Origin of the sequence: Paenibacillus etheri, from assembly GCF_001012825.1 — a bacterium.
In the GTDB taxonomy this organism is placed as follows: Bacteria; Bacillota; Bacilli; order Paenibacillales; family Paenibacillaceae; genus Paenibacillus_AQ; species Paenibacillus_AQ etheri.
Genome location: NZ_LCZJ02000016.1, coordinates 252,292 through 273,204, shown reverse-complemented (window position 1 = coordinate 273,204; position 20,913 = coordinate 252,292). Strand labels below are relative to the sequence as shown.

Here is a 20,913-nt window from a genome sequence, read left to right as displayed (position 1 = left end):
TGTATGCGAAAAACCAAATACAATGTGCCGACGGTAACGTAAATAAGCCAATTGTATGTGAAAAACCGAATACAATGTGCCGCAGTAACGTAAAGGAGCCAATTGTATGCGAAAAACCGAATACAATGTGCCGACGGTAACGTAAACGAGCCAAATGTATGCGAAAAACCGAATACAATGTGCCGACGGTAACGTAATAAGCCAATTGTATGTGAAAAACCGAATACAATGTGCCGACGGTAACGTAATAAGCCAATTGTATGCGAAAAACCGAATACAATGTGCCGAAGGTAACGTAAATAAGCCAAATGTATGCGAAAAACCGAATACAATGTGCCGACGGTAACGTAATAAGCCAATTGTATGCGAAAAACCGAATACAATGTGCCGAAGGTAACGTAAATAAGCCAGCGCCGATACACATGCTAGAGTTAGCTCCGATTCGGGTAAATGTCATCTCCCCAGGCACCATTCATACCAACTTTAATTGGGTAGGAGCAGAACAAGAAACTAGAGACAAGTCTTACGATGAATATACGAATATGAATATCCTTGGCAGGGTAGGACATGCCGACGAAGCAACACATACAACGATTTATTTGATGACTAATAAGTATACAACAGGAAATACCTTATTTCCGGATGGGGGATTTATTTTGCGCTAAGAAACAAAAAAAGCCCATATATCTTTTGGGCTTTTTTTAATAATTTCACTTTTTATTAAAGACTATAAGTATCGAATCCTCCTGAACTTCCTTAATTTTATAGATACCCATATTTTCTGCGGATTCTAGCAGTTGTGTGAAATACTTCGTTGTTGTTTTCAATTTTTCAGCGGAAGACTTCAGGTGGATTAGGATCCCATCCCCTTGCTCCTCTGTTACCATAGATTTCAGATAGTATTTCAACACTTTTACATAATACTCATAGTTTACTTGATGCTCTACGGTGACACCTTCAAAGATAACATTTACATTCAATGATTCCGGCTTTAGGAAGCTCACCCTACCGGTCTTATCTACCTGCCCCACTTCAGGATTAAGCACTTGATATTCAACACCTTCAAATACTGTATAATCCATACCATTATCCATCGTTATTACTGGATTCAGACGAATATTGGCAGCATCTGGACTGAATAAGTTCAGATAGTCACTTATTTCAAGCTTTGTCGGTTGTCCTGGCTCTTTCCCTGCGAACATGAGTAACGGACTATGTACACGTCTGTTCCAGGACTTCTCATCATGTGTACCTAGAGGATCCATCTGAAAAAATAAGTCTTTCCCAAGTACAAATCCCTTCGATTGCAATATATCCAGAAGTGGATCGATAGGCATACCTTCGGCAACACCCATGTCGATCCAGATTTTCATTACAGGTTTTCCGGACACGCTCACCAATGTTCTAAATAGAAGACCATTTCCTACTATCGTGGTAGGAGATAAAACCCCAATTGATGAAAATACCTCAGGATGCTTATAACCCATCCATAACGCTTGTATTGCACCGAATGACGATCCCATAATCATACGGTGATCCCGATCGGGAATGGTCCGGTAAGCACCATCGACATAGGGAATAACTGTATTGATAAAATATTGGGTAAATTCGTCTGCACTCGTTCCATCCGTAGGAATAGACACCTCCGGAAATGGAACATACTCTTTTCCACGTTCTGAACCATCACTTGAGGCGACTCCTATCACGATAACCTTCTCCATTGTTCCATCAGCAACGAGCTGATCAATAATCTCCTCAACTCTCCATTCTTTGCCTAAAGAACTGGTATTTGTGTTGAAAACATTCTGCCCATCGTGCATATACACAACAGGATATCGCCCACTGTCAGTTTCATACCCTGCAGGCAAATAAACAAATATTCTCCGCTCACCTAGATTTTCTATGTGCACAGTACCTTTTACCGCAACTTCAATGGTTGGGCTCTCCGATGCCTGAGAAGTATTGCTTATCTTTGGATTGGGGGTTGGTGATGTAGCAACATTTTCATTTACATTTCCTTTCCTACTACATCCCGAAAGCGCTAACAAAATTAATACAACAAGTCCCCAAAAGCTCCATTTAAATCTTCCACTTGAATGCATAGAACCCCTCCTGATTTATTGTTCAAACGTTTTCACAACCTATTATACAGGTTTTATATGGGATTACGAACATTTTTTCACAAGTGAACTCCCTATTAGAAATAGTACACTTTTTCTACTTTATTTAATGTATGCTCAATAGTTGAGCAGGGATCGGTCTCGCTACTGCTAAACAAGCTGTGGAACAAGGAGCATATGTTATTATCGCCGGACGTTCATAAGATAAATTAGAGAAAGCTCAACAATTTCTAGAGTCCGAATCTATCGACAGCCCGTTCACTAAATAATCAAAATGAAGAAGAGTTGAAATTCTTTTTTTGAAAAAATCGGCAGCTTTGATCACTTATTTACTCCAGGTGCCTCTTACGTTATTTTATCATGGCTTAATAATTATTATCGTACCAACACGCTTACCATCTGCGCTCCAAATAGTAACATTATTTCGATTGAAGCTTTCGGTTGCGGGGAGAAATTCGTCATAGGTTAATGAAGAATACATGTATTTTTCAGTAGTAATAATGTCAAAAAAGTACGTACTCTCAACATGTTCAAGTATTATTCTCGTCTCCTGATCCAGCTCCATTTTAATTATCTCTCTTATCTGATTTTGATTCTGTATAGCCTTCTCTATCGTTAGTTCGGGAGCATTGAAACCTATAAGCTTTCCAGTGACATAAATGCTCCCATAATTCAAACCGTCTATCAACTCAGGATTAGTCACTGTTACTTTTTTAGGAGTGATCTGGAATAACCTTGTTTCTGTCGCCAAAATAGCAAAGATACCCACGAATCCAAATACGATCATCATCCCCACGATAACCACTCTGAATATAAACGTTCTTTTTATTTTGCCCTTTATGTATTGAAATACGGACCAACCCACGATGGCCCCTACTGTATTTAATATAACATCGTCGATATCGCTGATTCCAATAGCCAAAATGTACTGAACTACCTCAATACTCACGCTAATTCCAATCACTATGACGACTGTTTGTTTAAATCCCTTATTCATTAACAAAGGTATAAATATTCCCATTGGAAAAAACACTGCTAAATTCCCAGCAATATTCTGAAGATTATGTAAAAGCCCTATAGTTCTCATCATTTCAAATGTCGATGCAAATGGGATGATATTCAAGACCCTCTGACCATGCCCAATCATAACAAAAAGATTATATATCTGCGTATCTTTGAACAAAACTATCCTCACAAGTACTAGTAAATACACAATGAATATTACCCATGCAAAAGTACTTAACAGCCTTTCTTTCTTAGTATTCACGCCCTTCTCCCCCATCTACAGTATCGATATCCGTCATTATACCTAACTTAGGAAGGTTATTTAGTGGGGTATTCATTAAAGAAATCTTAAGATTTCTTTAATTCCTATATACGTCTAACATTTATTTTTTATAGAAACCTCAAGTCATTAGTAACGTAATAGTAAACTACGAAGTACATAATTTTCAAAGAATAATAAAAGAATGGGAGTTCTATTCATGATCGTTCATTTGAAAAAGATTGGAATTATGTTACTAACTCTTTACTTACTTTCTGCTTGCTCATCTGAGCCTGAAGTCATCATTTCAAGAAAGACAAATACTGATTTAGATGCACAGGTAGACAAATATCTTACTGAAAAGAAATTTAACGGTTCTGTTCTAATGGCTAAAAAAGGAGACATTTGGATTAGCAAAGGTTACGGCATGGCCAATTTTGAAAAAGATATTCCCAACACGCCTAACACGATTTATAGAATAGCTTCAGTGTCCAAGCAATTTACAGCACTTAGCATTCTTAAACTTCAAGAGCAAGGTTTAGTTAATGTGAATGATACTCTGGATAAATATATCCCCGATTATCCCCAAGGAAATATAATCAACTTACACCACCTCTTGTCACACACTTCAGGAATTCCAGAATATTTGCAAATTGACAATGTCTTTTCTGTTTTCCAAAAATATAACTCCCCATTAGATATCATTGATACGTTCAAACAAAAATCTCTTGATTTCACTCCAGGAACACAGTTCAGCTATAGTAATTCAAACTATATTTTATTGGGATATATTATTGAAATAGTAACGAATGGATCTTATGCGGATTATATTAACAACAATATTTTCAAACCGCTTCACATGAAAAATTCTGGTTATGACAAAAATGAGTACAATGAGGATACTCATGCTAAAGGGTATGAAGGTACGATCCAACATTATAGTGATCCTTCCTATCAAATAGATATGTCTGTTCCATTCTCAGCAGGTGCATTATATTCGACGGTTGAAGATCTCTTTTTATGGGATCAAGCTCTTTACACGGATAAATTAGTCTCCAAGGAATCTCTTGACATTATGTTTAGCCCAAAGGTTATCTTGGAAGAGAATAAACTAAGTTACGCGTATGGTTGGTTTGTATATCACGATCCAATTAATCTAGTGGGTCATGGTGGAAATATTTTTGGATATTCCTCTTTAATTCTTAGAGATCCAGAGACTAAGAACTTAATCGTCGTCATGAGTAATTTTGATTCCTATCGTGAAATTAATTGGGTTGCTGAAGATTTAAATAAAATGTTAGATGACTTTATTCGTTAACTACTCAAGAATATAGTTTGTAAGCGACACCCTTTCTACATTTTTGAATAGCCTATTCAATAACCAACCAAAGGTGGTACGAAAATGAACCAGAAACTAGAAACAACAAATTCTAAGCATCGCGTTCTCCCCTTTAAAGGCGTCCTCAATTTCCGAGATATGGGCGGATACGCCACCTCAGATGGTCGTAGAGTCAAATACGGTTTGTTTTTTCGATCAGCCGAATTAACAGGAATGACCGATCAAGATATAAAACTCTTTAAATCCCTTGGAATTAAGACCATATTTGATTATCGAGGAATAGAAGAAGTTCGTTTAAAACCAGATCCAGTCATTCCAGGAGTAAAAAACATTTGTGTACCTGCTCTAAAGCAAGAGGTTCCCGGAGATATGAGAGATGTGGTTCGTTCTGGATTTCTTGAACATTTTACGACAGACTTCTTAGTTAATATGTATTTGGACATGGCATTTAATAACCCTTCCTTTAAACGACTTATGGCAACAATTATGCTTCCAGATGAATTCAGTATCCTGCATCATTGTGCCGGTGGAAGAGATCGCACTGGAGTTGGATCGGCGTTCATCTTCCTAGCACTTGGAGTTCCGAAAGAGACGATTATAGAAGACTATTTGCTCTCCAATCAGACACTTGGTCCTATGAATGAAGAAATAAAAAAGCAAGCCTCACAACATCTATCACCGAAGGAAGTAGATACTGTTATGGCTGCGCTTATATTACGTCGAGAATTCATGGAAGCCATTTTCTCTGCCATCGACGAGCGATATAAAAGTGTTGAGGCTTTCCTCGAACAGGAATTCGGCATGACAGCTGATAAGCGCAAGCAGTTACAAGCATACTGTTTAGAAGCTTAATAACTTGTTGAGCGATGAACTAATTCATTCAAATAGAGATAAAAATGAAAAAAAAGCGTAGCTCTCAAAGAGCTACGCTTTTTTTCCATTTAATACTGACGTTCTTCCTCGTAGGATACAAACAACATTCTACGCTGTACATCCATCAACGACTTGATCACCCAAGTTGCGATCACAGCAACGACGAGTCCCGCTACAACATAAGATATATATTGCTGAGATAATGTCCAGTCGATATTAAATAAGGCAAACACACTGTTCTCCAAAATGTTCAAATCCATCGTTTGCAGGAAAATCTGATGGAGCACAGGCAGCGTAATCAGACCCAGAGCAGCCGCTACCACGGTTATCGTTAGTGAAAAGAAGATTATGCTTGATACGAATCGTCCCATAATCAGCATGATGTTACGTGCAAACTTTGCACCATCAAAACCTAACTTCATTCGTTGCAGGAAGCCCGCTCCCTCTTGCTTCATATCCGTTCTACGCTCTTCACTCGGTCTAGGAATATCCAGCAATGATCTTACTAACTCTTGCTCAAATTGTACGATGTAATCCAATCCTTTGGCTACTGCGAAAAATAAGGGAATACCGATGAAAATGGGTGTTAACCCAATGGATAACGCTAACCCTGTCACCATAAACACGAAATATACAATCGTAATCGGTAAAGAGATTATAAAATACAAAATACTCCGATAGGTCTTGGGACTCGTTCGACGTTTGCCGGGTTTAGCTTGTGATTTCGATTCTACGGGAATCTGCATGGAATCTAACGCTCCGATCGGCATTGTATACAACTTATCGTTCATTTCTTATGTCCTTCCTCTCACGTTTTCAATTAATCTCATTATACGTGGTAAAGAGAAGGCTCAAAACAGTCTTAGGACCGGAGTCTTACCAGACTAAAGGCTAGGATGGGTTTAGACTGATAGCAGCTACAAGCCCAGCCTATTCCCCTTCTCCAGCCGCACGATCTGCTGTTCTCCGCTATCTGCCAGCTCTCTGAATTGGTTAATGGTTTCACGCATTTTAGGAAGAGCTTCCTGCTTATACGTACTTATTGAATCTAAAGCGGATAGCACATCGGTGAATGCCTGTTTTAATGTATCTACTGAAATGCTAGATTCTAGAGATTGCTTATGGATTGCTGCCCCTTGATCTTTCAACATTTTTGAGGTACCGCTTATTAGTGTGTTGGTCGTTTGATTTAGGAGTTCAATCTTTTTCAGAACGATCCGTTGATTATAGAGAGCACTGGCCACTGTAACGGAGATCTTCAAGGCAGAAACCGTAACATTTCTAGCTCTGTCTACCCCTCTGATTAGCTCTTTATTATTTCGTATGACCACTTCAATCGCCATAATTCCCTGCTGATTCACTACCAGCATCTGTTGCAGATCCATCACACGCTGCCGCAGAGGAAACAATACTTCCTCCGTTATGAACTTTACCCTTTCTTCGGACTCATTGCGAAGCTTAGCTGCTTCTAGTTGAGCCTCGATCTCCTGATCCATCAGCATTCCTAGCTGAATCTCTTTCTGCAGTTTTTTAGTGAGCTCTCTAAGCGATTGCTGCTCGAACTCTAACGTAGTGTTATCATTTTTCAATACGGTTTTGCCTTTATCTAAAGAAATGATAATATCTGAGATTACAGCATCTGCTTTTTGATACTTCGCAAAATAACTCCGCAATGGGTTAAAGAACTTCCCTAGAAGACCACTTTTAGCAAAATCCACAGCGCTTGGGTCTAAATCTTTCAACTGGAGGTTCAGTTCCGTTAACCCCTTAGCTACTTGCCCACCTTCATCCCCTGTTTTCGATAAATTCCCTACAGAAACTTGCAAAAGAGAGTTCTTGTCTGAAGATGATCTCATAGTGTTCATCCCGAAGCTGTCTATGGATTGCAGCACTTCTTTTCGTTTATCTAAGGATTCTAAATCCAGCTCCAAGATCGTTGACACATTAGTTATCGCCATTTCCTTCAGCTGCATTACTTCCGCTGGCTCAGGTTTAACCTGAGCTTCAATCGCTGATTTCAATTTCTCCGGGCTGACCACTTCCATCGTAAATGACATAGAACCCCTCCTAACAAGTTTAACTTACATTTGGACATTGAGCAGATTACCGATTTTATAGACTACGTCGTCTGTATCCGCATTGATGTTCGCCGCTTCATTAATGCTTGAAATGCTCTCCAATGCTTTAATATTCGCGTTATAGCCAATGGTGTAAATCGGGATTTTGTAGGTTTCAATCAAGCCCCTGATATCATTCAGGGAATGACCTTCATTCGTCTCCCCATCGCTCAACACAAAGATCAAAGGTTTGATTTCCGGGTTTATCTTCATTTCATCTTGAAGCATTTTGAGTGCCACCACAATTCCATCAAAAGTCGCTGTCCCCCCATTCGCCTGAAGACTATCTATCGCCCCAACAAACATCGACTGCTGATTCGTGTCGTACTTACCAACAGGAAGGTTTATCGTAACGTTGTCGGAGTAGGAAACAAAACCAATACTATTATCCTTGCCCAAGTACTTCTGTCCCGTTAATAATGATTGCTTTAAGCGATTTAAAGGCTCACCATTCATGCTACCTGAAACATCAGCTACAAATACTGCCGCTATGGGTTTATTGCCGTTTTTCTTCTCCTTCCAAAGCTTTTGCGCCGAGGATAAAAGACTGCCATCCACTGGATTAACCTCCGAATGATAATCATTCAGTCCATTAAAACCTTTTTCCTCACCCAATTGCTGATACTTATCCTGTTCAACAAACTCCGCGAATTTCTTAATAATGTCCACCTTCTCTTGGGGTAGATCACCTATTGCGTAAAGGGGGCTGTCATGCCTTACACCAAAAGGAGTAAATACATAGCTACTCTTCAATTCGGGGGCATTTGCGTAAATTTGGTACTCTAAGACAAAAGCATCCAGCTTTCCAGTTTTAGCCGCATCACGCATTTGTAAAGTCGTCGACGCGATAAAAGGTACATTCGCTTGGAATTTCTCAAAGCCCTGAACCGCTTGTTCTCCAAGCAAATCAGAGCTGTCAAACGTCCCAAGTGCAGTCACAAGAAAATTCAGACCTGTTGAGCTGGCAAAAGGATCTGTATAGCCCATAGATAATTCATTATTTGCTATCGCGTCGGTAATCGTCTTGACGTTTAAAGAACCGTACTTATCGACTAACTCATCATATTTCGTTTTATTCGTAACCATACCGGCTACATTGCCAATAAGACGATTAGTTATTAGCTGCGTGTTGATGCCGTTCGCTTTTACCATCTCGCCCCACAACTCATTGGATGGTGTGAAAGCATCTGGTATATATTTACCAGACCTTATGTAATCCGTCGCTGTACCTGAAGCAATATTGCGAATCTTAACCGATGCAGGTATTCCGTTCACCTCTATATTAGACTTATTGAATTCTGTGGCCACTTCGTTGAGCCATCCATCATTACCCGTTCCAGATTTTTCTGTGGATGAAAAGATTTCGACAAAGCTATCCGTTGTATTGGTCACTGATACAGGAAATTTAGAAATATCCGGCAAAGAATCGCCAATCGCTACAGGATCGAGGTCGATTTGTCCTTTGACCTGTTCCGCGGTGTTTACTTTGATTTTTTTATACAGTTTATCCAGTTGTTTGCCTGCATCTTCAGATGAGACCTCACTAGTCGTTTTACCAAGATTAGATGTTAAGGTGATCCCAAAGTATACAAGAGCAAAAACAACCACTGTTATAATCCCGAGTACTAAAAATGTTCTCCCTTTCCTAGCCATTCGCATCTTCCTTTCATTGCTTATAGAATTTCGTCTGTTTGATCAATTCATCGATCTCCTTCATACAAGGCATATCTTCAACATCTTTATAATTCGTGCTGTCTAATAGTGATATTTCGAGTAGCAATTGATCTAACTTCAGCAATATCTCTTCGTTTGCACCGAGATAACCTGTTACATAAGCCAAGTATTCATTGTATAGCGCTGTTTTTTTCTGCACCAATTTATCCGAGAATTGCGCAGGTCTCTGCTGACTGGCAAAAAGGGAGAATTCCGAAGCGTCAAAAACACTTAACTTATTAAGTATTCCTCGAATATTCAGATAGAAGAGCTTCTCCACTTCATAACTGACCGCACCAAACTTTTTGAAGCTTAACTCCGATTGCTCAAATCGCTGGCTAAGGACATCTACTAGAGTATTTTTCTTCTTCTCCAGCCGGGCTAGTTGATCCAAAGCCAGTGTAATATCCTTTTTCAGCACCTTTATATTTCTGTATTGCGTGAGCGCTGCTATATAATCCTCATGTGTCTTTATCTCTTTTACAGGTGGAACCACCGAAGCTTTAAACAACAAATTATAACTTCCATAAAGGACAACAAGAAGACTGATCACTACTAATGTCACGCCAAAGGAAGTCTCTAGAACGCTTACTCCCCCAATTTCGACCCCTAGTAACCCTGGTGACAAAACCATAATATTCAGTAACACCACGCCAACTATAAGCCCTAATAGCCTTACGGATCTCGTACCGTTCAAAATAAACACCTCCCTAACCGATCCGGTAACTTTTTCCATCATTTGCTTTATTTTATCAGAAAACAACGCAACTCCTTTTTATTACAAAATTACAATTTTTCCGCAGATTATTCCAAACCCCTTACTGGTCCACTTTATTATATGGAAGTATTTCTTTGATTACGTCCTTAATCACAAAAAAAACCTTAGCAGGCATAAAGCCCATTAAGGTTGAAAACAACTCTATTACAACTACACCCAAGCGTCATTCGAATATCCACGTTGCTCCCAATATCCTGTATGCTCTCCCTCGATCAGTTCAATCCGGTTCAGCCACTTCACTGATTTGTAAGCGAACATTTTGGGGACAATTAGCCGAACCGGTCCACCGAGGTCGCTCGGAATCGGTTTTCCATCATGCATAACCGCGACCATAACATCGTCCATATCCGCCTGCTCCAGCGTAAGGGTATCTGTATATACACCATCCCCAGAGTAAAATTTCACCGTTTTTGCTGTGGACTTCACCCCAGCCTGTTGTAGAAGATCCTTTAGTTTGATGCCTTCCCAGGTGTTCTTGTAGACAGACCAACCTGTTACGCAGTGAAAATCACTCACTTGAACCGTCCGTTGCAATTGAACGAATTGCTCCCAATTCCACGTAAAGCTCTGATCAACAAGTCCATCTACCTTAAAGGACCAACTATCGTTCGTGAACTCCGGAATAGGGGTTACTGTATAGACACGGAACTGACCCTGTGCCCCCCCTCCAAGAGGCGGTGAAGATGCCGCCAGTGGCTGCGGTGCAGGCAATAGCTGATTGCGATTATTCTCGATTAATTTATCGATCGTTTCACTGCCGCCGATGTTTCCAATCGAGCTACCTAGCCACTTTACAAATGAGGGACCGATTGTAAGGGCAAGCCCTACACCGATCGTCCCACGAATAAACGCCCTACGTGTATAGACCGGCTGCGGAGTAGCCTGAGAGGTAGAATTGGTACTCCCCTCGCTCCCGCTCTTGATAGTCCGACGATTCGGATCCTTCAACCATTTCACGCGAGTCAGTGAGTGATAGATAATGTAAGGCAAACCTACCCATGTCAGTACATCGTGAACGACCAATGCAAGGTTAGATACTTGCGGACCAACCCTACGGAACTGCCATAGCAATACTCCCGAAACGAACCAACCGAATAACAAGATGAGCACGACAAGTACATTGAAACGCTGCCAAGGTTTCTCCTTCAGCTGTTTCCAATGTTTATTTGCCAACAGAAGATAATATACAACAGGAAGGATAGATGCTATACCTACCACAATATGCAAGCCTTTAATCCATACCCTGCCTTCACCAAGGAAACCTCGCCAGAAACCGCCTACTAACACGAGCCCCGTCAAGGTCAATATCACGACGATCCAGCCGTTCCAGGTGTGAAGTGACCGCAGCTTTTTCCCGTATCCCTTGCGTAGCCGACCAAGCATACCACTCATAGCTTAGCCTCCTCCTCATGTGTATGATCCTGCACCTGATTATGTTTTAGTCCAATAAGGTTAGAAAGGACTTAGATGCCGCAGAGAGCGGAACCCCTCGAAGAGTCGCTATCCCTATATTACGCTCTGGAAACGGCGGATCTAAAGGGATTTCTACAAGTTCCCCACTTTTTAATTCTTCCGTTACATAATCCCGAATAACAAAAGCAAGACCAAAGCCACGCAAAGCGAACTGAACAAGAAGATCTACACTGCCTAATTCAAACTCTGGTGTTATCGTCACATGATTGGAAGCAAGAAACCCGTCTATATACTTTCTTGTGCTGCCTCCCGGCTCTAGGAACAACAATGGGTACTGCTTGATCTCTGAAAGCGGCATTGTCTTATCCGCCAAATGACGGAATCCTTTGCCACCTACAAGGCAATCTTGGAGCCGTGTACTCTTGCGAAATTCAATCTGTTTGTCAGATGCCGGTAAGCTAACGATGCCGAAATCGATTTTTCCTTCTTTTAGGAGCGCAAGTGTCTCCGGTGTTGTTCGATTCGTAATATGAATACGGACATTGGGGTATTGTTCGTGATATTGCTCGAGATAAGTCAACAAGTAATATTTGCAGAGGGTATCACTAGCACCGATATGAATCTCCCCGCTATTTAAGTTGTTCATTTCAGCAATCGCTCGCTCACCCATCTCCACATTCTGAAAGGCTTGCTCAATAAATCGCAGCAGTACCTTGCCTTCTGTCGTTAGATCCACCCCTCTAGAGGTTCGAAAAAATAAGGGTCCGCGCATCTTTTCTTCCAATTGCTTAATTGTGTGACTCACCGCTGGTTGTGTGATATTCAGCCTTTCTGCTGCCGCAGTTAAGCTGCCAGTTTGTGCTACCCAGTAAAAAGAACGATACCATTCCAAGTTGATGTCCATCCCCAAGTCATTACCTCACCTTATAATAGATATTACATATATCAATTTTTCTAATGTTCTATCTAGCATTATACTTAGACCTGTAGCCAATCACAAGCTTGGGAGGTAATCGTGTGACCGTAATCGCAATCGTAGGAGCTAACTGGGGAGACGAAGGCAAAGGAAAGATGACAGATGTACTAGCAGCTCAATCCTCCTATGTAGTTCGTTTTCAAGGTGGAAGTAATGCTGGGCATACTATCATTAACCAGTATGGAAAATTCTCACTTCATATGCTGCCTTCTGGTGTATTTTACCCTTCAGTTACAAACATTATTGGACCAGGAACAGCTCTTGATACAGAAGTATTAGTAAAGGAATTACTAGCATTAACAGATCGAGGGGTTCCAAAGCCGAAGTTGTACGTATCTGAGCGTGCTCAAATCGTACTCTCGATCCATCGTTTGTTTGATAAGCTGGAAGAGGAACGTCTTGGATCACAAGGGTTCGGTTCAACCAAGCGAGGTATAGCACCATTCTACTCGGATAAATATGCGAAGCTCGGCATACAGGTAGCGGATTTGTTTGATCCCGTCCAACTTGAGAAACGTTTAGAACAATTACTTGCTTCAAAAAATGTATTGCTGGAGCATTTATATAAGAAAGCCCCTATCCAAGTTTCGAAATTAATGGCTCAGTTGCAAAAGGAAGCTGCGCAATTGGCACCATACGTTGCCAATACAACAGAAATACTGCAGGAAGCTTATGCAAAAGGAGAAACGATTCTACTTGAAGGGCAATTAGGCGCTCTGCGTGATCCTGATCACGGTATATATCCTTATTCTACCTCTTCATCTACACTTGCCGGATATGCACCTGTCGGTGCGGGTCTTCCTGCGGCTGCCATCACGAATGTCATTGCTGTAACGAAGGCATATTCTAGCTGTGTAGGTGCCGGACCTTTTGTATCTGAATTGGAAGGTCCTGTAGCGGATGAACTTCGCACACGAGGTGGAGATGCTGGGGAATTTGGAGCAACAACCGGTCGTCCTAGACGTATGGGCTGGTTTGATGCCGTAGCTACACGTTATGGTTGCTTGATGCAAGGTGCAACTGAGGTTGTGTTAACCAATCTGGATGTTCTTGGTTATTTAAATGAGATTCCGGTTTGCGTTGCCTATGAGCTTGAAAATGGGGAAATCACCGACAAGTTTCCAGCAACAAATAAGCTAAACACAGCAAAACCGATAATAACGCAATTATCTGGCTGGAACTGCGATATTTCCCATATCACCAGCTTCGACGAGCTACCAGAGCAAGCTAAAAGTTACGTAGACTTTATTGAAACGTCTATTGGAATACGTATTTCTACAGTTTCTGTAGGACCTAGACGTGATCAGGTCATTCATCGTACGCTGTAATAATTATATTACAAGCATAAACGCTTTCGGCGTCCTCATAAGGATGGTAAGTGTTTATGCGAGAAATATAAGGATAAATTATAGTGTGAAACTATACTTTCTTATATTTTAAAATAAGGATGCCTAGTTGTGCCTACATGCAATATGCATATAGCTGCAACTAGGCATCCTTAGTTACTCTGTTACACCAATACTGCATCCACTTTCGTCTGTGGTGCCTTGTCACAACGCTTACAAACTTTAACGACTGTGCCGTCCGTTTTTCTTTTTGGATAAAGTAGCTTAATCCGCGTGCTCTGACAGACAGGACAAGTCCCCCTACCCCTTGATGGTAAACTCCATAGTGCATGTCCACGTTTTGACTTTGCCATGAATGAACCCCTCATTTCGGTCAACAAATAGTCAACACTTCATTCTGAAAGTGCTTCTTCCAAAAGATATGCTTCAGAGACAGGCTCTATGACTAAATCAATGACGAGGCGTTCGAATATATGAAAAGGACGCCCGGTGATAAACCTGAAGACGTCCTTTGATTTAAAATGAAGTTATAGTTCCCTTACATTAATTCGTATAAATCATAGAGACAACACCATTTGTAAAGGTTACGTAATTATAATTTCTATACTGCCAAGTCTCAACTGTAATCCCACTGCCGGATAGACTTGATTTATCACTTGGAGTTCCCCAGCTCAGCTCTACTTGCTGCTTCGTCATCCCTGTCGAAATTGTACCTGCCTTGATCTTGGCCCATGTCGCATTCGACCATTTATAGATTTTGGTAGGATCAGACGTAAAGAAATACTCTTTGGTTCCCAGAACGCGAGTGACCTGATCGTATTCCATGTAATAAGTATTCACAACTTTACCTGATGACAATTGAAAAGAGATCGCAAACTCATTATCGTCGTTCACTAGAATATCAACAATCGATGCTTTTTGGAATTTATAGCCGGAGTCAAACTGGTTGAACCAATAGGTCTTTCCGATTAGCTTCGCGAGGTCACCTTGAGACTCTCTTTTAGCTATTTTCAACGTATTTTTCGTGTACACAAATAACTCCGCTTTACCGAAATTGATGTTCAAAGACTCATAATGAGCACCAAAGTCCAACACTGCTCCCAATGCTGTTTTTAAGAGGGTAGCAGGGAATACAGCTCCTCCATCCACGGTTTGCACTTTACCATTCATTTTCACCTTATTCCCATTCACCATAGCAATATCGCTACCTAGTTGAAGCTGGATAGGCAAATCTCCCAGACGAATGCTAAAGGTCTTAGTGGCTGTATTCGCCTGAACAGTAGCACCCAAGAGCTTAAACGTTGATTGTACAGGCAAATACATCGTGCCACTGATTAATACACCTTGATCGATGTCCTTATTAGAACTGATAGATATCTTTAATGTTTTGGAATCAGCTCCTGAACGCACGGTTACATTTGTTTCGCCAACAGCTAATGCTTTTATTGAACCGTCTGGAAGCTTTTGCAATAAATACGGCTTCTCAATTACCATATCTGCTTGAGACAGTGGAACACGTTCGGATGAGCCATCTGGTCCTTTTGCATAAATCTGCACCGGAACCTTGTCACCAACGTTCATTTCCGTATAATCCATTTGAAAAATCAAATCATCCGTGCTTGAATTCGACTGTTCGTTCACTACATTTGTGCTATTCGCATCAGCTGCCTTCGCTGTATGAATTGGACCATACATAGATACAGCTAGTGCTGCTGCAATACCCCATTTAATAGCTTTCATTTTCCAAAATCCCCCTCTAGTAAATAAACCACTATTACTGTATCACAATTCCACTATTTTAGTAGATAAAATTGGAAGGTTGTTAAGCTTGTATTTTTATAATGTGTAAATATTATGAAGAATAAAGGGAATCACATGGATCTACAAGAAATTACAGAGTAAGCCTTACAGAGCCTATGTAATCGTATTTAGCTATAGCAACTGAAGAACAATTAAAACTTAGACTAGGAGTGTAACATTCGTGGAAATAGTAACCGACAGATTAATATTAAGAGATTATACAAGCGGTGATTCTTCTTTTTATGAAGAACTAGAACAAAATCCCCTATCCTACAAATATGAAAACACCGCACCTGATGCAAAACAAATTAAAGATGACTTCCTTTCGATCTTGTCTCAAGCAACAAGTGATCCACGGCAATATTATGATCTTGCTATATGTACAAAGCTGGATATGAAGCCCATCGGTAATGTCAGCATAAAGTTAAACTGGGAAGAGATTAGAGAATGGGAAATCGGTTGGGTCCTACTCCCGGACTATTGGAAAATGGGATATGCAACTGAAGCCGTGAAGTCCCTGATAGGCTATGCCTTTAACTCTCTTAATGCACATAGGGTTGTTGCTTATGCCAATGCAGAGAATATTCAATCAGAGAAAGTAATGATTAGAGCAGGAATGATTAAGGACGGAGTCCTTAGGGAGACTAGATACTGTAATCAGCAATGGTGCAACGAGATTGTTTATTCTTCTTTGGAACAAGAGTGGACCTAAGATTCACTTGAAGGATCATTAACTGGATTAGAAAAAGAGCCGCTCCCAAGTAGTTAAAAAACACTTTTGGAACGGCTCTTTTCCTTTTACACTACCAACTCTCGTACAACTTCAACCTCATCCCTGCTTACTTCAACGAATCCAAGGGATGTATACAAGTTCGAAGCATGTTCGTTCTCTATTCGATGCCCAATAACGATTTTGTCGCAGTGATGTTCGGCTTTTATATATCGAATCAAGGCATCCATTCCGGTTCTACCGAATCCTCTATTCTGATATTTCTGATCAATCATAAAAGCCATAATCCAATAACTTCCGTCCTCAGGATCTACGGCGTATACTGAGAAGCCTACCAATTCTTCATCTGCGTATAAAGCCAATGGAGTCATTCCACAATAAGCTGATTCTGCCAACCAATAGACTACCGGTACAGGAAAAATAGATTTTTGCTCTTCCGTTACCTCTATTTGAGTACACGCATACCAGTTAATTTCTGTGATTGTCTTCAGCACCATATGAGGATGAAAGCCATCCCGAATACGATCACAGACGCCATCTAATTTAGATTTAAGCTGTAGTGCCCATTCCGGACAAACAGAAACGTCCAAATTCTCTAAACTTCGAAGCAACCTAGCGAATCCATATAAGTCAGAGAATCTTTGGAATTCTGGCAATAGCTTGATATATTCATCATCCAGCCGCTTCACTGATCTATAGCCTTTAAGAAAAAGATCGATGTCCCTCTTACTCTCATCATCATTTTGCTTGGACAAATCTCTTAACGCTGAAGTGATATCCATCGCAAACCAATGATACATAGAGTCATCAAAATCGATCGCACTATATCGAGATTTCTCTTTCATATAAAAAATATTGTCTGTCTCAAAATCAAAATGGATCAGCCCCGTATGTCCTACGCCAAAAGAGAGCTCACTTAGCCACGCCTCAATTCGTTCATATTCCTTAAGCGCTTTATGCTCCTCGGGGTGTCTTCTTAATACGGATAAAATAAATTGAAGAGAATCAACCCAACTTTTACGAGCGGGTGTGCTCGGAGCATAAGTTTCGGATAAATTATGCAATCGCGCGAGCGTTTGACCCCAATGTTGGAACTGCAGCTCCGACATCTCTTCAAGTGGAACATACTCCCCTTGGGCTTGTTCAAAAACAACCCCGTGATATCTGCCGTTGCCAGTTGAAAGGGTCTCAATCCACTTCCCTTGCTTGGAGCGTACTGGCGCTACGGTCTCATAGCCCTGTTCCAATAAGTACATCATAAAATCTAGTTCAGCCTGAATATTCTCTGCGCTATTATCCTCTTCGTGAGTAAACCTTAAATAATAGTCCTTACTATTCCATTGAAACGTATAAATAAAATTGCTACTTGCTCTCACAAGCTTTAAAGTACCTGGCTCATGATTCCAATACTTGATCATCTCTTTGGCGGGTAGATCATTCTCTGTTCCCCGTACCATGTTCATTAAAGTCATCATTTCCGATAGTGCCTCCCGTAGTCACTGAGAGGTGTTCTTCCCTTACGAATACTGACCTCTCTCGGACTTCATTGTGGTGTTGTTCGTACTCAAACATCATCACTCCTTTTTAAACGGATTAGGGACCAAAAAGAAAAGACGATGTCGTCTTTTATGCTCATCCCCTTTAACATTATCGGTAAATTATTCTATTTAATCAAGAGATTTCGAATGATCTTTCATTACAAGAAGAAAGTGATAGGTCCCCCGTACTCCCAGATCTGCAATGCCGCACCGATCATTCCACAGAAATTTCCACGATAAGCCGCTTCGATTCGAACGTCGTTCAGCATTGATGGCATCGTTCTCGCAGCTACTGTTCTTCTTATTCCTTCTAATAATGTCTCTCCTGCTTCAGCCACTCCACCACCAATAACAATAACCTTAGGATTAAAAATATGAATATCGTCAAATTTTTATGCTGATGATCCTGACCATTACCATTCCACTCCTGATCATATCCGCATTTGGCAGCCATATCCCCTTCTATCGTACCAATTCCAAACAATCCGTTATTTCTATCGCACGAGTGATTAATAAAAAAGGAAGTAAACAACCTATAGGCGTCATGTTAATCGATATCCGATTGGATTCGTTACGTGAAATCTTAAAGCTCTCGGAGAATAGCAAAAGAAAATTCATTATTTTAGACGATAAGGGTGGTAGTGTTTATAGCTCTGACATTATGGAGACCTCCCCCTTACAACCTATTCCTATAGAACCCCAGGCGCTTAATACTTTCATGAACAGTATATTGATGAGAAAGAGATGACTAAGCAGGCTACTTTTCTCGGAAAAATCATTTTAACCTTAGCGCTATTGTCGCTTGTCACTGCGATCTTATTCATGTATATCTTATCGGAGCGTGTCACTAAGCCCATTATTCTCTTAAGCCGAAAGGTCAAGCTTGTGGGGATGGGGAACTTCGATGTGGATTTGTACAGTGATCGTCAAGATGAGTTAATGTTATTGTCCATGGATTGGAGTGTCGAAGTGAACCGGGTCTCCTTGAGGTCTCCTCGATGATTTCGGGGGATGACATGCTGATTATTGTTGAAGATAACGGGATTGGCATCGATGAAGAGAAACTTAAACAGTTACGTCTTCGTCTCTCTCAACCATCAGACACCCTGGATGAAGATCATATTGGTATAAAAAATGTTCATGATCGTATTCAATTTCATTTTGGTGAACCCTATGGGATTGAAATTACCAGTCAAGTAGGAGAAGGGTCGACCGTGATCATCCGACTCCCAGCATAACCCTAGACATTCTGCTCAGTTATACCTACTTCAGGATCGAAGGTAAGCATTTTTGTCGCTATTTTATCAATGAAGAAGCGATCATGACTGACGGTAACTACGGCTCCAGGGAAATGAATGAGCGCTTGCTCCATCACCTGAATACTAGTCAAATCCAAATGATTCGTTGGCTCATCCAAAATAATGACAGCCGCGCCAGAGAGAAGGCATTTCGCTAACGCTACTCTGGCCTGCTGTCCACCTGACAGACTGCCGATCGTTTTACTCAGATCCATTTCTGAGAATTGCAGCATGGATAGAAATTTGTTCACTTTTTTCCGCGGAGCATCGAGTCCCAGCCCATACACATTTACAGCATGGCTGACAGTATCCTTAACATCCAGTTCATCCCACATCTGATTGAAGTATGCATAACTAACCCCACGTTCCCAAGTCACTTCACCCGTTTCTGGCTCCTCTTGCCCAGTCAATACCTTTATCAGTGTCGACTTCCCGCTGCCGTTTGGTCCAACAATCGCTATCCGATCTTCCTTTTGTATATCGAAGCTTATGTTCTGAAATATCGTCCGTCCATCATAGCTTTGTCCAATCCCCTTCACTTCACCAAGCTTATCCGGAAACCGTAAATTGCTGTAGATATCGGTGATCAGTACGTTCACTGGATGAGGCTCTACACGCTTTTTCATATCTGTCAGTTTACGTGATAGACGATCCTTCGAGGACTTTTTGTTTCCCCGGGTTTCAATGGCTTCAGACTCCATTAGCAGAAGTTCTTCTTCCCACTCGAACTGACGGTCAAGCACCTTTTTACGCATCTTCTTTTTACGAACATAGTCGGTGTAATTGCCTTCATATTCCTGAAAATGATAATTCTCGATTTCAATCGTCCGCGTGACTACTCTGTCAATAAATTGCCGGTCATGGGAGACCAGAATCATCGCTCCATTAAAACGATGCAGCCACTGCTCCAACCATACGATCCCTTCGATATCCAAAAAGTTAGTAGGCTCATCGAGCAATACGACGTCAGGCATTTCAATTAAGACTTTAGCCAGTGCCGCACGGTTCCTCCAGCCTCCGGATAACTCTTCGACAGGTTGATGCCGTGATCTTTCATTGAAGCCCAACTTCGTCAGAACAGTGTTGATTTCTACAGATACATTCCAGCCATCCAAATGATCCATTTGCTCAAAAAGCGCTGCTTGCCGCTCTAAAAGTGTATTCATCTGGTCATCATCCGTCACTTGCCCAAGTTCTTCTCCGATTTGGTTAAGTTCCTGTTCAATGAGTGCTACCTGCTCAAAGCATAATTCTAACTCTTGTTGTACAGACAAGGAACCGGAAAGCTCCGAGAATTGAGAGAAATAACTGATCTTCACATTGGGATCTAACTCTACTTTCCCTGCCGTTGGCTCCTCTTTTCCCATCATCAGTTTAAAAACAGTAGACTTCCCCGCACCATTTCGTCCGATTAACCCAATCCGTTCGCCCTTGCTAACTCGAAAATAAATATCTCGAAAAATCAATGTATTCTCATATTTCTTAGTTACGTTCTCCATACGGATTACACTCAAATCTATCACCCCTAGTTCATCTAGATCAGAATTCAGCTCAAAACACTCAAAGAGTTATTATAGCACTATTTATTCGATTCCGATGGATCGGACT

General features: G+C 40.9%; 21 protein-coding genes. 8 read left to right on the top strand and 13 right to left on the bottom strand.

Annotated elements, in window-relative coordinates; translation table 11 throughout:
• Positions 1–308 precede the first annotated feature (308 nt).
• The gene (locus tag UQ64_RS04955) at positions 309–665 is read left to right on the top strand and encodes an SDR family oxidoreductase (RefSeq protein WP_082650982.1); all 357 of its coding nucleotides are present in this window, start codon (positions 309–311) and stop codon (positions 663–665) included.
• A gap of 45 nt (positions 666–710) precedes the next feature.
• Here the strand turns inward: UQ64_RS04955 and UQ64_RS04950 are convergent, their stop codons facing one another.
• Both UQ64_RS04950 and UQ64_RS04945 read right to left on the bottom strand, forming a co-directional pair.
• Entirely contained in the window at positions 711–2,102 is a 1,392-nt protein-coding gene (locus UQ64_RS04950) for an alpha/beta hydrolase (protein ID WP_060622385.1), read from the bottom strand.
• A gap of 376 nt (positions 2,103–2,478) precedes the next feature.
• A complete protein-coding gene (locus UQ64_RS04945) occupies positions 2,479–3,387 on the bottom strand; it encodes a VanZ family protein (RefSeq protein WP_060622384.1) in 909 nt (302 codons plus the stop codon).
• Between the two features lie 217 nt (positions 3,388–3,604).
• On the opposite strand from UQ64_RS04945, the gene UQ64_RS04940 reads away from it, so the two are divergent.
• On the top strand, positions 3,605–4,702 hold the full coding sequence (locus tag UQ64_RS04940; RefSeq protein ID WP_060622383.1) for a serine hydrolase domain-containing protein: 1,098 nt from the start codon (positions 3,605–3,607) through the stop codon (positions 4,700–4,702).
• An 84-nt stretch (positions 4,703–4,786) separates the two neighbouring features.
• Positions 4,787–5,575: a tyrosine-protein phosphatase gene (locus UQ64_RS04935; RefSeq protein WP_060622382.1), complete on the top strand. Its 789-nt coding sequence runs from the start codon at positions 4,787–4,789 to the stop codon at positions 5,573–5,575.
• An 89-nt stretch (positions 5,576–5,664) separates the two neighbouring features.
• Here the strand turns inward: UQ64_RS04935 and UQ64_RS04930 are convergent, their stop codons facing one another.
• The 6 genes from UQ64_RS04930 to UQ64_RS04905 form a co-directional block, all read right to left on the bottom strand.
• On the bottom strand, positions 5,665–6,387 hold the full coding sequence (locus tag UQ64_RS04930) for a sensor domain-containing protein (protein WP_060622381.1): 723 nt from the start codon (positions 6,385–6,387) through the stop codon (positions 5,665–5,667).
• A 126-nt stretch (positions 6,388–6,513) separates the two neighbouring features.
• Positions 6,514–7,653 (bottom strand): toxic anion resistance protein, encoded by a 1,140-nt coding sequence (locus UQ64_RS04925; protein WP_060622380.1) that lies wholly within the window; start codon positions 7,651–7,653, stop codon positions 6,514–6,516.
• A gap of 24 nt (positions 7,654–7,677) precedes the next feature.
• Positions 7,678–9,366 (bottom strand): vWA domain-containing protein, encoded by a 1,689-nt coding sequence (locus UQ64_RS04920; RefSeq protein WP_060622379.1) that lies wholly within the window; start codon positions 9,364–9,366, stop codon positions 7,678–7,680.
• Between the two features lie 13 nt (positions 9,367–9,379).
• The gene (locus UQ64_RS04915; RefSeq protein WP_342447572.1) at positions 9,380–10,132 is read right to left on the bottom strand and encodes a hypothetical protein; all 753 of its coding nucleotides are present in this window, start codon (positions 10,130–10,132) and stop codon (positions 9,380–9,382) included.
• Between the two features lie 222 nt (positions 10,133–10,354).
• Complete coding sequence (locus UQ64_RS04910; protein WP_060622377.1) at positions 10,355–11,596, bottom strand: molybdopterin-dependent oxidoreductase; 1,242 nt, start codon at positions 11,594–11,596, stop codon at positions 10,355–10,357.
• A 46-nt stretch (positions 11,597–11,642) separates the two neighbouring features.
• Positions 11,643–12,521, bottom strand: coding sequence for a LysR family transcriptional regulator (locus UQ64_RS04905; RefSeq protein WP_060622400.1), 879 nt, complete (start codon positions 12,519–12,521; stop codon positions 11,643–11,645).
• Positions 12,522–12,634: 113 nt separating this feature from the next.
• Here UQ64_RS04905 and UQ64_RS04900 point away from each other — a divergent pair, with 113 nt between their 5' ends.
• On the top strand, positions 12,635–13,921 hold the full coding sequence (locus UQ64_RS04900; RefSeq protein WP_060622376.1) for an adenylosuccinate synthase: 1,287 nt from the start codon (positions 12,635–12,637) through the stop codon (positions 13,919–13,921).
• 182 nt (positions 13,922–14,103) lie between these two features.
• Here the strand turns inward: UQ64_RS04900 and UQ64_RS29875 are convergent, their stop codons facing one another.
• Both UQ64_RS29875 and UQ64_RS04895 read right to left on the bottom strand, forming a co-directional pair.
• Positions 14,104–14,292 (bottom strand): hypothetical protein, encoded by a 189-nt coding sequence (locus UQ64_RS29875; RefSeq protein ID WP_082650979.1) that lies wholly within the window; start codon positions 14,290–14,292, stop codon positions 14,104–14,106.
• A 190-nt stretch (positions 14,293–14,482) separates the two neighbouring features.
• The gene (locus tag UQ64_RS04895; protein ID WP_060622375.1) at positions 14,483–15,679 is read right to left on the bottom strand and encodes a stalk domain-containing protein; all 1,197 of its coding nucleotides are present in this window, start codon (positions 15,677–15,679) and stop codon (positions 14,483–14,485) included.
• 241 nt (positions 15,680–15,920) lie between these two features.
• Between UQ64_RS04895 and UQ64_RS04890 the strand changes: the two genes are divergently transcribed.
• Entirely contained in the window at positions 15,921–16,451 is a 531-nt protein-coding gene (locus tag UQ64_RS04890) for a GNAT family N-acetyltransferase (protein ID WP_060622374.1), read from the top strand.
• Between the two features lie 86 nt (positions 16,452–16,537).
• On the opposite strand, the gene UQ64_RS31980 is transcribed toward UQ64_RS04890, so the two are convergent.
• Positions 16,538–17,944, bottom strand: a complete 1,407-nt coding sequence (locus UQ64_RS31980) for a GNAT family N-acetyltransferase (protein ID WP_082650978.1) — start codon at positions 17,942–17,944, stop codon at positions 16,538–16,540.
• A gap of 221 nt (positions 17,945–18,165) precedes the next feature.
• A complete protein-coding gene (locus UQ64_RS04880) occupies positions 18,166–18,381 on the bottom strand; it encodes an ROK family protein (protein WP_280818151.1) in 216 nt (71 codons plus the stop codon).
• A gap of 20 nt (positions 18,382–18,401) precedes the next feature.
• Here UQ64_RS04880 and UQ64_RS31565 point away from each other — a divergent pair, with 20 nt between their 5' ends.
• From UQ64_RS31565 to UQ64_RS04865, 3 genes are read left to right on the top strand one after another with little or no spacing between them, the layout of a single operon-like run.
• A complete protein-coding gene (locus UQ64_RS31565) occupies positions 18,402–18,755 on the top strand; it encodes a cache domain-containing protein (RefSeq protein ID WP_060622372.1) in 354 nt (117 codons plus the stop codon).
• The gene (locus tag UQ64_RS04870; RefSeq protein ID WP_060622371.1) at positions 18,752–19,009 is read left to right on the top strand and encodes a HAMP domain-containing protein; all 258 of its coding nucleotides are present in this window, start codon (positions 18,752–18,754) and stop codon (positions 19,007–19,009) included. Before UQ64_RS31565 ends, UQ64_RS04870 begins: the two co-directional genes overlap by 4 nt.
• On the top strand, positions 19,006–19,245 hold the full coding sequence (locus UQ64_RS04865) for a sensor histidine kinase (protein ID WP_060622370.1): 240 nt from the start codon (positions 19,006–19,008) through the stop codon (positions 19,243–19,245). Before UQ64_RS04870 ends, UQ64_RS04865 begins: the two co-directional genes overlap by 4 nt.
• Positions 19,246–19,247: 2 nt before the next feature.
• On the opposite strand, the gene UQ64_RS04860 is transcribed toward UQ64_RS04865, so the two are convergent.
• Entirely contained in the window at positions 19,248–20,819 is a 1,572-nt protein-coding gene (locus UQ64_RS04860; RefSeq protein WP_060622369.1) for an ABC-F family ATP-binding cassette domain-containing protein, read from the bottom strand.
• Positions 20,820–20,913 lie beyond the last annotated feature (94 nt).